This window comes from Dielma fastidiosa (genome assembly GCF_003475485.1).
GTDB classification, from domain to species: Bacteria; Bacillota_I; Bacilli_A; order Erysipelotrichales; family Erysipelotrichaceae; genus Dielma; species Dielma fastidiosa.
In genome coordinates this window covers 577001-590424 of sequence record NZ_QRQL01000002.1, presented here as the reverse complement: position 1 = coordinate 590424, position 13424 = coordinate 577001, and the positions used below count along the sequence as shown (strand labels likewise).

The following is a 13424-nucleotide window of genomic DNA, read 5'->3' as shown; positions in this document are numbered from 1 at the left end:
TGAACTATAACACAATTCAGGCTGAAACTTCAAGCCGGGGCCAAGCTAATCCGGATGAAATAAAAACAAACCGGACATGCCCGGCTTGTTTAAAATTCTTTATGCTGGTAAATCTTGGCTGCCATCAGATAAGAGAGCAGCAGAGCAGCAATGCCCAGTATCGGCATGATCGTACAAAACAGCATAATCGTACTTTCTGATATGACAGGCATTGGAACATTACTTTGAGTGATAAGGGCTGTGAAAATACTAGGCAGAATAAAGATGAGAATCAAAGCGATTCTGGCCTTATCAGGGCCAAACTTATAATTCAATACCAGAATCAGTGAGATCAGAATCATGATAAGTCCAAAAAGTACACTGTATGAAGGTATCAGCAGATAGACTTCACTGAAATTCTGCATAATAACCGCTGTAAATAAATAGCTTAACAATGAGGCTGCGAAAAACAGTAATGATAAAATAATCGTTACAAAATAGCGGGCAATAACAATTTCACTGCGTTTCATCGGCATGGTACAAGCATAACAATCCCAATTAGATAATTTATCATAGGAGAAAGTCACATAGGCTGCCATGATTGAAATTGGCATTACCATCATCGCACCGCTTAACGGTGATCCGCTGCTTAAGCCTAAAAACAGAAATAAAGCAAAAATCAATAAGAGTGATTTACCATAGCTTTTTAAAGTTATGAGATCCTTCAGTATTAATCCTTTCATGCCAGCTCATCTCCTTTCACATAGAAAACCATTAAATCATCAATCGATATCGGATCACAAACCGCTTCCGGATATGCCTGATGAATTTCTTGACGATTATCAATCAGATATTCACAGCCAAAGGTATTCCGCATTAGACGCAGCTTATGAGCATCTTTTAAGATTTCTTCATTTTGAGTTTTTAATACACCGTAATTATCCTTTAATTCATCCTTATCCTTTTCAAAAAGAATTTTTCCCTTATGGATAAAGATAATGCGGTCAGCAATCTTCTCAAGATCACTGGTAATGTGTGAAGAAAAGAATATTGAATGATCTTCATCTTGTATAAAATCGAGGAAAATATCGAGAATATCATTGCGGCTGATCGGATCAAGTCCACTGGTTGCCTCATCAAGAATCAAAAGCTTAGGGTGATGCGCAAGGGCGGCTGCGATGCTGACCTTCATCTTCATCCCTTTTGATAATTGCTTCATAGCTTGGTTGATCGGCAGCTCCCAATCGGTACAATATTGATAAAACAGCTGTGAATCCCAATGCTTATAAGTATTTTTTAGAATAAGATCGATATCTTTGGCACTTAAACCCTCATAAAAGAAGTTCTGATCAAAGACAACACCTATTTCTTCTTTTATTTCATTGCTGATGGGCTTGCCAAACAATTTGATTTCTCCCTGATCAATCATGATACAGTTTAAGATACTTTTAATCGTAGTCGTTTTGCCGGCACCATTTTCACCTATAAAGCCGACAATGCAGCCAGCCGGTACAGTAAAACTGACATTGCTTAGCTGAAATTGTTCATATTTTTTATTTATATGATTTACTTCAATGTGGTTCATTATGAAACCTCCTCGTAGCATAAATCTAATATTTCAATTAATTCCTGTTTGCTGATATTGGCGGTTTGGGCAGTATTTACAGCCTTTTGCATCATTTCTTCAATTTGGCGGTATAGCTCTTCACGAACTATTTCTTTATTTTTGAGTGAAACAAAGCTGCCGCGGCCTGCCTGAGTTGTTATAAAACCGCTTTTTTCTAATTCTTCATAAGCTCTTTTTGTCGTTATGACACTGATTCTAAGTTCTTTCGCGAGAAAGCGAATGGAAGGTAATGCTTCACCTTCTTTTAATTCATTGTTTAAGATAGCCGTTTTGATCTGTGCACAAATCTGTTCATAAATCGGCTTCTCACTTGAATTGCTGATATATATTTGCATCGATTCAACCTCACTGTTCATATATGACATATACAGTATATACACGCATACACAGTTTTGTCAAGTTCTCTTAAGTGACAAATCATTCATTTGTATTTGAGATATGAACGTGTTAAAATAATCATAAGATAAAGAGTACTCAAAGAAGGAGGAAGAATCTATGAAATTAATTATTGCTATCATGTCAAATGATGACAGCCCAGCTGTTTCATCTGCATTAACCAAAGAGAATTATTCGGTAACTCGTTTAGCGACAACCGGCGGTTTCCTGCGCGCAGGCAATACAACGCTGTTGGTCGGCTGTGAAGATGACCGAGTGGATCACGCTATTGAAGTAATCGGTGAGTATAGCCGCCGCCGTACAGAAATCGTACCTTCTACCGCGTCTTATGATATCGGCCGTTATGCTTCTTTCCCTGTTGAAGTGCAGGTTGGCGGCGCTACGATCTTCGTCGTTGATGTAGAAAAATTTATTAAGTTATAGTATCAGAGAAGCCGGCATACGGCTTTTCTTTTGGAGGAAAATCATGTTAAGTGAAAATTGTTTAGCATTTATTGAGCAGCATGAAAATGATTTGCTGCAGCTGATTGAAACATTATGCGGCATCTGTGCCCCAAGCAATCAAGAGCATAAAAGAACCGTGTTTGTTGAGCAATGGCTTAAAAAGCAGGGCTGTGAACATGTAAAGGTGGATGAAGCGGGTGATGTTTTATACTTTTATCAATGTGAAGAACATGAACGCTGGATGCTTGGCGTGGCTCATATGGATACCGTGTTCCCTGACTTAGAACCAATGCCGTTTTCGATTGAAGGCAATCTGATGAAATGTCCGGGCGTTGGCGATGATACAGCTAATTTAGCGGTGCTGATGATGTGCGCGAAATATCTCGCTGAATATAAACCGGCAATGAAACAGGGACTGCTGCTGGCGGCTGATACCGGTGAAGAAGGATTAGGAAATTTAAAGGGCTGCAAACAGATACTGAAGGATTATGGTAATCGGATCGATCAGGTATTGGCGCTTGACGGCACGTATGAAGAAGCGGTAAACAAAGCCGTTGGCTCACTGCGTTATAAGGTAAAGGTTAAAACCGAGGGCGGTCATTCGTATGGCTGTTTCGGCAACCGCAATGCCATTCATCAGCTCGCCTCTTTAATCAATGTTCTCTATGCTTATAAAGTGCCAACAACCAGCAAAACAACGTATAATGTCGGCAGTATCAGCGGCGGCACAAGTATCAATACAATCGCGCAAAGTGCGGAAATGCTGTTTGAAATTCGCTCAGACTGCCAAGCGGATATGGCGGCATGTGATGCATATTTTCATTGCGCTGTAAAAACACTGGCGGCCAACGGCGCTGAGATTAAGGTACAGCTGCTGGGGGAAAGACCGTGTATGGGTGATGTAGACAAGGAAAAGCAGCAGGCACTTGAAGCATGGGCAAAGACTTTAATACAAAGCTATACAAATAAAGAAATCAATTTTCAAAGCGGCTCCACCGACTGCAACATCCCATTTTCAATGGGCATACCTTCCATCTGCTTTGGCGCTTATTTGGGTGACGGCGCTCATACCCGTGAAGAAGCAATTGAAATCGACTCGTTGAAAATTGGCTTTAAGCTTGGTATGGAAGCCTTATTAAAGGAAATTAAGCAATAAATTATCATTTCAGCTGATCATTGTATGAAATTATGTGCAATTTTAACATACTCACTGAGAAATCACTTAAACGGCGTTGGAACTGTTTTATTTCTGGAGTATAATTAATGTTGCTATAAGGAGGAAAAAGCGCAATGATCGGTATTATTTACGCAATTGTAATTTTTATCGCAACCTTTTTGGGCGCCTGTGCCGGCCTGGGCGGCGGCGTTATTATAAAACCTGTATTGGATTTTATTGGTGCTCATGATCTTGCTACAATATCATTTTTATCGGCATCCGCAGTCTTTACGATGTCGGTGTATTCTACCTTTAAACAAATCAGAAATAAAGTAAAATTTGATTTTATCATGATCCTGCTGATTTCCGTTGGTGCGATTGTCGGCGGCAATGTTGGTTCAACATTATTCAACAGCATGCTTTCCATTATGGATGAGGGACTGCTGAAAGCCATTCAGGCGATTTTGCTGGCTGGACTGCTAATCATTGTGCTGGTTAATATGAATGGTAATTTTAAGACGTATCATATTAAGAATAAGCTGGTCATGCTGATCATCGGCTTAGTCCTAGGAACACTTTCTTCTTTCCTCGGTATTGGCGGCGGCCCGATCAATGTTGCGGTTTTTGTCTTCTTCTTTTCAATTGAAATGAAAACGGCGACCGTCTATTCTATCGCGACGATCTTATTTTCACAGGCATCAAAATTATTTACGATTGCGACGACCAGCGGTTTCGCCATCTTTGATTTAAGTCTGTTATTCTATACTTTACCGGCAGCTGTATTGGGCGGTATCGTGGGAACCTTTGTCAATAAAAAATCGGATGAAAAAATCATCCGAAATATCTTTAATGTCACAGTTGCATTATTAGTTGTTTTAAATATCTACAATGCTGTTACGGCTCTGCTGTAACAGTTTTAATTTGCTGATTGATGGGGAGACAACCTCGGGATGACAGAATTTCTCAGCTGCCGTCCGCTGTCCGAAGCTGACACATTCATCAAAAGGCAGATCACTTAAATAAGCACTCATGAAGCCAGCCGCAAAGGTATCGCCGCAGCCAAGGGAATATCCCGGCTGATCCGTACATGCCGGCTGTTTTTTTATGCCGGAATAATCATAGATTACACCATCTTTATCACAGGTAATTATGACCCACGAAAAGCGCTTTTTTAATCGTAATATCGCGGTTTCTAAATCAGGGTTCAGCTTTGCGGCTTCCTCACGGTTAATGATTAAGCCATGCATGAAATTGTCACCAGAAGGGATTGAACCTGAGAAAATGACCTTGTTTGGCATCGGCAAGAGCTTTTCGTTGTCGGTCAGCACATAGGGCTGAGGTATCTGCAGCGGTGACTGAAATAGAAAGGTTGGTGAAATAGTTGATAGCTTCATGTGCTGATGGCGGTCAGAAAGAAAGGCAAAGAGCGGTGAAGGGGCATCGACGACTGTTTCATGTAATGTAATATACTTACTATTTAGTGTGTTATGGATCAATTGGGCAAAATCATCATTACCGAGAATCGTATAAAAATGAACAGGAAAATCAAGCAGCGCGCAGTTTCTTGCTGTGTTGCACATGCTGCCGCCGACCGATACCGACATGCTTCCTTTGTTGCATTGGTTAAACTTCAGCGCTTCTTTAGCGGTAAATACTTGATCGATCATTGATGTGCCGATGATTGCTAATTCTTTCATTGAATGACCTCTTTTCTTATTTAAAGGATAACATATTTTATTGAAAATTGAATCGGGATTTTTTCATTTCTTACATTTCAGCTTGCCATTGTATTCATTGAAGCAACCCTTTATAATTGTACTACATGCGTTGCAGGGAGGATGAAATTATGATTACAAAAATAAAGAAACGTGACGGCCGAGAAGACCTTTTTTCTCCGGATCGGATTACCCGCGCAATCTTTTTGGCTGCCAGTACAGTAGCTAAAGAAGAGGGGACAGAGGCTGATTATAATACTGCTGAATATCTGACAGACCGGGTTGTAGGGCTGTTAAGCAAGGAATTTAAAGATGTTGTGCCAACCGTGGAACAGGTACAGGATGCGGTTGTTAAGGTGCTGATTGAAACCGGTCATGCGAAGACCAGTGAGAAATATATTCTGTATCGTGCGGAACGGACAAAAATCCGTAATATGAAAACTCGTTTAATGAAAACGATTGAAGAAATTACTTTCTCTGATTCTGATGAAAGTGATTTAAAGCGTGATAATGCCAATATTGACGGTAATACAGCTATGGGAACTATGCTGCAGTATGGCAGTGCGGTTTCTAAAGAATTCTGTATGAGTCAATTGATGAATCCTGAACATGCGGCGCTGCATGAGAATGGGGATATTCATATTCATGATATGGATTTCATGAACATGGGAACGCTGACTTGCTGTCAGATTGACTTAAATCAATTGTTTAAGGGCGGTTTTTCTACAGGTCATGGTTTTTTAAGAGAACCGCAGGATATTATGAGTTATGCGGCATTAGGTGCAATCGCGATTCAAAGTAATCAAAATGATCAGCATGGCGGACAGTCAGTGCCGGCTTTTGATTTCTATATGGCACCGGGAATCGTTAAAACTTTCAGAAAGAGTTATATCGATAATGTGAAAAAGGCTGTTGAATTGATGGTTGATGCCAAGGCTGATCCAAGTGCAGATTTAAAAGCGCTGCAGGATCAGGAGGATTTATATCCGCGCTTAGAAATGAATCCTGAATATCTTGCGCGTCAGAAAGCAATCTTGACTGAGAAGTATGGTCTTGAACCTGAGGTTTTAAAGAAAATCGAGGATTTTGCTTACAGTGAAGCATATGCTGAAACGGATAAGAAAACTTATCAGGCGATGGAAGGCTTTATTCACAATCTGAATACAATGCATTCAAGAGCCGGTGCGCAGGTACCTTTCTCAAGTATTAATTTTGGTACTGATATTTCACCAGAAGGCAGAATGGTTTCCAAAAATCTTGTATTAGCTCAGGAGGCAGGTCTTGGTAACGGTGAAACGCCGATTTTCCCTATTCTGATTTTTAAGGTTAAAGAGGGTATCAACTATAATGAACAAGATCCTAACTATGATCTGTTCAAATTAAGCTGCCGTGTTTCCGCAAAGCGCCTGTTCCCGAATTTCTCATTCCTTGATGCACCGTTTAATAAACAATATTATATTCCGGGCCGTCCAGAATCAGAAGCTACCTACATGGGCTGCAGAACCCGTGTCGTCGGTAATGTATGCGGTGAAGAAACCGTAAATGGCCGCGGTAATATCTCCTTTACATCAATCAATTTGCCGCGTATCGGTATCAAGCATGGCGTTGTAACCCTAGGCCGTTTTGATGAAGCTGGTTTCTTTGCGGAGCTTGACAGTAAGATTGACGCCGTTTTTGCGCAACTGTTGGAAAGAATGATTATTCAGGGACATAAGCGGGTTAAAAACTTCCCGTTCCTGATGGGACAGGGCGTATGGCGCGGTTCTGAAAATCTGGATTGGAATGATACGCTGGAAGAGGTTATCAAACAAGGTACTTTAACGGTGGGATTCATCGGTCTTGCGGAATGTTTAAAAGCAGCTATCGGTGTGCATCATGGTGAAAGTGAAGAAGCGCAGAAGCTGGGCTTAAAGATTGTTTCACATATGCGTGAGAGAGCGGATCAGGCTGCTCAGCAGTATAAATTGAATTTCTCATTGATTGCGACACCAGCTGAAGGACTGTCTGGCCGCTTTACCCGTATGGATAAAAAGCGCTACGGCATCATTGAAGGGGTTACTGATCGTGATTATTATACAAACAGCTTCCATGTGCCTGTTTATTATCACATTAATGCATTTGAGAAGATTAAAAAGGAAGCGCCTTATCATGAGATGACTAACGGCGGTCATATTACATATATTGAAATGGATGGCGATCCGCTGAATAACCTGGAAGCCTTTGAAGCAGTTGTACGCTGTATGAAGGAAAGCGGTGTAGGTTATGGAAGTGTCAATCACCCGGTTGACCGCGATCCAGTATGCGGCTATTCAGGTGTGATTGAAGGTCACTGCTGCCCAAAATGCGGCCGTGATGAATTAAAGAGTGAAGTTAAGTTTGAGAAAATCCGCCGTATTACCGGCTATCTGGTTGGTACTTTGGATCGTTTCAATGACGCGAAAGCTGCGGAAGAAAGAGATCGTGTCAAGCATGTCGTAAGCAGCTCACATGAGTAAGCTGCGGCTGGCAGCGCCCTGCAATATTGACAGCATTGTTGATGGGCCGGGGCTGAGAATTGTTGTTTGGACACAGGGCTGTCCGCATCACTGCCCATTCTGTCACAACCCGCAGACGCAGTCATATGAAGATGGCTTTGAAGCTGACAGTGATGAGATTGTCAAATTCATTCAGGCTTCACATCTGCAGTCAGGCATTACGCTGTCAGGCGGTGAGCCGTTTGAACAGCCGCTTGCCTTAATGCCGATCGCGCAGGCCGCGATTGAGTTGGGTTTAAATGTCTGGGCATACAGCGGCTATACTTATGAAGAGATTATAGCGGATGAAAATAAATTTGCTTTATTAAAACTGGTCGATGTGTTAGTAGACGGCAGATTTGTCAATGAGTTAAAGCATTATAAGCTGCGCTTTAAAGGCTCAAGCAATCAGCGCATCATTGATGTGAAAAAATCATTGGCTGAGCATCAAGTGATTCTAAGTACCTACGATGAAGTAAATCAGCAATTAGGCAGTTAGTATATAACAACTGCCTTTTTCTTTGGGAATAACGATTAAGGCTTTTAAACAAAGGTAAAAGTGGTATAATAGTAAAGCTAACGGCGAGGTGAAATCATGTTTAGAATCGGACAATCTACGGATATACACAGACTGGAAAAAGGGCGTAAGCTAATTCTTGGCGGTGTGGAAATTGAGCATGAGCTGGGACTGTTGGGGCACAGTGATGCCGACTGCCTGCTGCATGCAATCAGTGAAGCAATCTTAGGTGCATTGGCGTTAGGGGATTTGGGCAGTCATTTCCCGGATAATGATCCGCGTTATAAAGACGCTGATTCGCTGATGCTGCTTCATGAGGTAGTACAAATGATGAAGGCAAGACAGTATGCAATTGGCAATATTGATGCCTTGATTCTAATTGAAAGACCTAAAATGGCACCGCATATCGAGAAGATGCGCGGCAATATCGCGCGGGCGTGTGAATGCTCAATGGATCAGGTCAGTGTTAAGGCAACCCGCGGTGAAAAATTGGGTTTTATTGGACATGAGGAAGGCGCAGCCGCACAGGCAATCGTCCTGTTAGAAAAAAAGGAAGGTTAAACGAATGGAAAAGCGAGTTAGAGTAAGATACGCACCAAGTCCTACGGGATTTTTACATATTGGCAATGCCAGAACAGCAATGTTTAATTATCTGTTTGCGAAGCATTATCATGGCGATTTTGTTTTGCGGATTGAAGATACCGATGTTGAGCGCAATGTTGAGGGCGGTGAAGAAAGTCAGCTGCATTATCTGCGCTGGTTGGGAATGGAACCTGATGAATCACCGTTGAAGCCAGGGAACTATGGTCCTTATCGGCAGATGGAAAGGCTGGATCTATACAAAGCAGTCATTGATGAATTATTAGATCGGGGGCTGGCTTACAAGTGCTTCTGTACCAGTGAGGAGCTGCAGGCAGAGAAGGAAGCTCAGGAAGCGGCTGGCATCGCACCGATGTATAACCGCAAATGCGCTTATTTAACCCCAGAAGAAATCGCCGAAAAAGAAGCGGCGGGACTGCCTTATGTGATCCGTCTGCGCGTGCCGGAGGGTAAGCATTATACGTGGAAGGACATGATTCGGGGTAAGATCAATGTTGAGTCTAAGGATATCGGCGATTGGGTTATTGTGAAATCTAATGGCATTCCAACCTATAATTTTGCGGTTGTCGTTGATGATCATTTAATGGAAATTACCCATGTATTCCGCGGTGAGGAGCATATTTCTAATACACCGAAACAGCTGATGGTTTATGAAATGATGGGCTGGGAAGCTCCTGAATACGGTCACATGACTTTAATTGTGAATGAACAGCATAAGAAGCTGTCGAAACGTGATAACAGCATCATGCAGTATGTTTCCCAATATGATGAAGCCGGCTATCTGCCGGAAGCAATGTTTAACTTCATGGCTTTATTAGGCTGGTCACCTGAGGGTACGGAGGAAATATTCACTAAAGAGGAATTGATTGAACAATTCTCTGAAAAACGTTTATCCAAGGCACCTTCGATGTTTGATAAGCATAAACTGGCTTGGGTAAATAATCGTTATATTAAAAAATTGACACTGGATGAATGCGCGGCCTTATGTATTCCTTATTTGAAAAAAGCTTATGACTGCAGCAATATCAGCGATGAATGGCTGAAGCAGTTAGTGGCACTGTATCAGGAACAGTTATCCTATGGACAGGAAATTGTAGAATTGACAGAAATTTTCTTTAAGCAGTCCATTACCTATAATGATGAAGCGAAAGAAGTTCTGGCATGGGAAACTGAAGCCGCGGTATTAACTGAATTTAAGCGTCAGCTTGAGATGCTTGAGGATTGGAGCGTTGATGGTTTGGCAGCGGCAATCAAACAGGTTCAGGTTAATACTGGCATTAAAGGAAAGCCGTTATTCATGGGTATCCGTGTCGCGGTTACAACGTCTCTGCATGGCCCGGATCTTAAAAACTCAATTCTGATGATTGGTAAAGAGGAAACATTAAAACGTGTAAACCAGTGTCTGAATGCCTAGGAGGGTTTATGAATCAATCTTATTATGAAAGCGTAAGCAATCAGTTTGACCGCTTAAGAAAAGCACTTCAGGAAGACGGCCAGACGGTTAATATGTGCGAGTGTATGTTCCTTGGGTATGCATTGGATTGTATAAAGCTGGCTGATGAAGAATTTCAGTTTGAACTGGACGGCAGTGAAAGCAGCTTGCTTCAGTTTGATGAAATCCTGCATGCGGCACATTTAGCTTATCAGACAGGTGAGTTAAAGGAAGCGGATATGGCTGAATTCTCAAAGCTGTTTGCAGGGTATGCGGGTACTGTTTTGATTCAGCAGCTGGGCGGCGTTTGGACTTATGCGCAGGATGCGGCAGAACATGTAGGCCCGGCTATCGATTTTAATGGCAATCATTTATTTATGGTCGGAAAAATGGCCGATTGTATTATCAAGGATGAGCCTTATTCAAGATTTTATCAATGGATCAAGGAAAATCAATAAATAAGAAGCGTTGAATGAGACAGGCAGTAATTTATTGCCTGTTTTTATTGTGATGGGAAAGCATTAATAATGGTCTAATTAAATCATAGCTAAGGGGAGGACAGCTTGTGCCGAAGATTGTTTCAAAAGATTTATAATACTCAGTAAAACTTTCAGAATTGTGCCATAAAGTCAAAGAACCATTAAAAAAGGATATAACGATCATGAGTGTTGAATATTATGAGCTTTGTCAGAATCTATATAAAGAATTTGAAATGTCAGAACAAAAAATCAGAGAAGGTAAAACAAAGAACGCAAGAAATTCTCTTAGCATTATGAAGACGAGATATACTTAGTGAAGAACTGTCCAGAATAGCACCCCATCGACTTTGCGATTAGGTGGGCTTGCAAGCGAAACCGTGAAAATAGTTACCTTTCCGCATACCACTATCACCATTCTGTAAATCACGGAATGATGATTTGTGTTCTGCTTATGGTAGTGTTTTTCACCGTTTGCACAACCGTTGATTGGGTATAGCCAATTTTAATGCCCAGCCAGACCATCAAATATAAAAATGAACTTCGATTTTTTTCGTTCGTGCGTTCCTTCGTTCCACAGGCTGTACCCTATCAGGAACGCATGAACGCACGAACAGAAGGTTTTGAAGTTTCATTACAACTCCATAGGTGAAAGCAGGACATAAATGCCCATATATCCCCGGCACCGTTTTCCGCCGCCGATGTGCAGGTTATTGACTGGCTCCAAATGGTAGCGTTTTGCGTTCTGGCTGAGCTGGTTTGCGAAGCTCTTTGGGGACAGTGGGTTTTCTGCGTTGTCTTCGCACCATCGTTTATAGGCTGCATACAGATTTTTGGTGCTGGCTTCATAATCGGCCTTGAATGCCACATAACCCTCAGAATCGAGAAAGTCCAGAATGTTGTTGGCATCCCGAACTGCGGAAGAGATATTGTCCTTGGCTCTCTGGCTGATGGTGAAGTGGTAGTGATTGGCGATCAGCCACCGCAATCCCTCCAGCACCCAGAGAAAGATCTCCTCTTTTTCGGCAATCAGTTTCTCGGCAAGAAACGGGTCATCAAACCGATCCGCAGGCTTGTCCTTGGTGGTCAGAATGATCTGGCGGTGAAAGAAACCGTCGCTGCGGTCGTGAAGCGCAGTCAATGCCCCGTTGCCAAAGCAGAGGAAGCGTACATAAAGCAGCCCTTGATAGCTCTGTTCTTTCTTCCGTTCCAAATCCATCCGCAGTTCTGCTGTCACAATGGATTTTACATAGTTGGTTTTGGTCAAGGCGTTCATATCCAGATCATCGTCCACCATCAGCAGCTTACCCTCCAAATCGGCTCTGGCGAAACGATTAGTTTCTACTTTCTGAATGGAAGTGGTGTTCATATTGAGCCCGAAAATGGCGTTCATCACCACACCGATCCGGCTTTTGCCCTCGCCGCCCTTGCCGATCAGCATGAGCATTTTCTGGCCCTTGGTAGAGGGAATCAGGCAGTAGCCCAGATATTCCTGCAAAGCGGGAATATCCTCCGGCTCCAGCAATTCCGAAAGGAAACGCAGCCAATGTTCCGGTGCCGGAGCATCAGCCCGATAGGATACCGACAGGCGGTTGCTGCAATACTCTTTTTCCTCTGTAAACGTGCCATCCAGAAAACAAGTGCCGTTTGCTACATGGATGCGGTCACATTGCAGGGGCAAAGGGTCTGTATATGCCGCCAGCTTCAACGCTTTGATTATCTGCTCCACCGTCTGTGCGACCTTGGCATGGAGCCAGGGCGAGATTTCCTCATAAATCGTTCGCTTTAATTTGCTTTCATCCGGCAACGATCCCTCCACAGTATAAAAGCGGTCGTTGATACAGCGCATTGGATGCCGGGACAGGAAATCCCGGCAATATTCCGGCTCGATGATTTTCCCTTTCTCATCAATCCAAACAGGGGTGTTCATGGTATTGCTCCTCTCTCAGGCGGGCCTGTAATTTGCGGATGTATCCGTCTGCCGTTAGTTCGCTTACGACTTCGCCTCGTTCATAGGAATCGCCTTGCAGCAGGATGTCCAGCTGATCCTCTGCCCATGGCAGCCGGTGGCAGGCTTCCACAAACCGCTCGTCCAGTACATCTTCCGGCGCTTGCGGTGCATACCGTTTTTTCCAATCCAGGAGAAGCCGCCGATACTTGTTCAAAACAGAAAAGCACAGCTGCTCGTTCTTACGAAGCTGCTGTGCTTTGGTTTTGTGTTTCTTTTTCCGGCGAATGGCTTCCGGCAAGGGCTTGTCCGGTGCAAGTTGAAAGTCAGACGCCAGTTTTCGGGCCGCATCATACAGCCGAAGGTCAAACAGTTTGGCGGTCAGATCGATCACATCCCCATGCTCCCCACAGGCGAAACAGTGGTAGTGGTCATCCGATACATATAAGCTCGGATGACGGTCGTTGTGGAACGGACACAGCGCCATGCCATGGTGGTTGACGTCGATTCCATACGCCTGCGCTGCTTCCTGTGCGTTAATACTGGCTTTCACCACTTCAAACAGATTCATACAGATTCCCTCCATTTCCTTTTTGATAGGGCAGTTTTTTCACCCCTCTG

Annotated in this window: 14 protein-coding genes; 8 read left to right on the top strand and 6 right to left on the bottom strand. The window is 43.0% G+C overall.

The window, feature by feature from the left end:
• Positions 1-89: 89 nt before the first annotated feature.
• Genes DWZ33_RS07510 through DWZ33_RS07500 form a run of 3 tightly spaced genes read right to left on the bottom strand, consistent with a single transcriptional unit; the run spans position 90 to position 1941 of the window.
• Positions 90-722, bottom strand: coding sequence for an ABC-2 transporter permease (locus tag DWZ33_RS07510; RefSeq protein ID WP_022939178.1), 633 nt, complete (start codon positions 720-722; stop codon positions 90-92).
• Positions 719-1564, bottom strand: a complete 846-nt coding sequence (locus DWZ33_RS07505; protein ID WP_118454367.1) for an ABC transporter ATP-binding protein — start codon at positions 1562-1564, stop codon at positions 719-721. The genes DWZ33_RS07510 and DWZ33_RS07505 overlap by 4 nt, the downstream gene beginning before the upstream one ends.
• Positions 1564-1941, bottom strand: a complete 378-nt coding sequence (locus DWZ33_RS07500; RefSeq protein ID WP_022939176.1) for a GntR family transcriptional regulator — start codon at positions 1939-1941, stop codon at positions 1564-1566. The genes DWZ33_RS07505 and DWZ33_RS07500 overlap by 1 nt, the downstream gene beginning before the upstream one ends.
• Positions 1942-2101: 160 nt before the next feature.
• Here DWZ33_RS07500 and DWZ33_RS07495 point away from each other — a divergent pair, with 160 nt between their 5' ends.
• From DWZ33_RS07495 to DWZ33_RS07485, 3 genes are all read left to right on the top strand, one after another.
• Entirely contained in the window at positions 2102-2425 is a 324-nt protein-coding gene (locus tag DWZ33_RS07495) for a cyclic-di-AMP receptor (protein ID WP_022939175.1), read from the top strand.
• A gap of 43 nt (positions 2426-2468) precedes the next feature.
• Positions 2469-3602: a M20/M25/M40 family metallo-hydrolase gene (locus tag DWZ33_RS07490; RefSeq protein ID WP_118454366.1), complete on the top strand. Its 1134-nt coding sequence runs from the start codon at positions 2469-2471 to the stop codon at positions 3600-3602.
• 134 nt (positions 3603-3736) lie between these two features.
• Entirely contained in the window at positions 3737-4513 is a 777-nt protein-coding gene (locus DWZ33_RS07485; protein WP_022939173.1) for a sulfite exporter TauE/SafE family protein, read from the top strand.
• Here the strand turns inward: DWZ33_RS07485 and DWZ33_RS07480 are convergent.
• Positions 4478-5299, bottom strand: a complete 822-nt coding sequence (locus tag DWZ33_RS07480; protein ID WP_118454365.1) for a carbohydrate kinase family protein — start codon at positions 5297-5299, stop codon at positions 4478-4480. The two genes, DWZ33_RS07485 and DWZ33_RS07480, sit on opposite strands and share 36 nt — an antisense overlap.
• 149 nt (positions 5300-5448) lie before the next feature.
• On the opposite strand from DWZ33_RS07480, the gene DWZ33_RS07475 reads away from it, so the two are divergent.
• The 5 genes from DWZ33_RS07475 (at position 5449) to DWZ33_RS07455 (ending at position 10837) form a co-directional block, all read left to right on the top strand.
• Positions 5449-7812, top strand: coding sequence for an anaerobic ribonucleoside triphosphate reductase (locus DWZ33_RS07475; RefSeq protein WP_118454364.1), 2364 nt, complete (start codon positions 5449-5451; stop codon positions 7810-7812).
• On the top strand, positions 7805-8329 hold the full coding sequence (nrdG, locus tag DWZ33_RS07470) for an anaerobic ribonucleoside-triphosphate reductase activating protein (protein WP_118454363.1): 525 nt from the start codon (positions 7805-7807) through the stop codon (positions 8327-8329). The genes DWZ33_RS07475 and nrdG overlap by 8 nt, the downstream gene beginning before the upstream one ends.
• Positions 8330-8425: 96 nt before the next feature.
• On the top strand, positions 8426-8908 hold the full coding sequence (ispF, locus tag DWZ33_RS07465) for a 2-C-methyl-D-erythritol 2,4-cyclodiphosphate synthase (protein ID WP_118454362.1): 483 nt from the start codon (positions 8426-8428) through the stop codon (positions 8906-8908).
• 4 nt (positions 8909-8912) lie between these two features.
• Complete coding sequence (gltX, locus tag DWZ33_RS07460) at positions 8913-10361, top strand: glutamate--tRNA ligase (RefSeq protein WP_118454361.1); 1449 nt, start codon at positions 8913-8915, stop codon at positions 10359-10361.
• Between the two features lie 8 nt (positions 10362-10369).
• Positions 10370-10837, top strand: coding sequence for a hypothetical protein (locus DWZ33_RS07455; protein ID WP_118454360.1), 468 nt, complete (start codon positions 10370-10372; stop codon positions 10835-10837).
• A 652-nt stretch (positions 10838-11489) separates the two neighbouring features.
• Here DWZ33_RS07455 and DWZ33_RS07450 read toward each other — a convergent pair.
• Both DWZ33_RS07450 and DWZ33_RS07445 read right to left on the bottom strand, forming a co-directional pair.
• Entirely contained in the window at positions 11490-12785 is a 1296-nt protein-coding gene (locus DWZ33_RS07450) for a DNA primase family protein (RefSeq protein WP_118454359.1), read from the bottom strand.
• On the bottom strand, positions 12763-13374 hold the full coding sequence (locus DWZ33_RS07445) for a CHC2 zinc finger domain-containing protein (RefSeq protein ID WP_118454358.1): 612 nt from the start codon (positions 13372-13374) through the stop codon (positions 12763-12765). Before DWZ33_RS07445 ends, DWZ33_RS07450 begins: the two co-directional genes overlap by 23 nt.
• Positions 13375-13424: the final 50 nt, after the last annotated feature.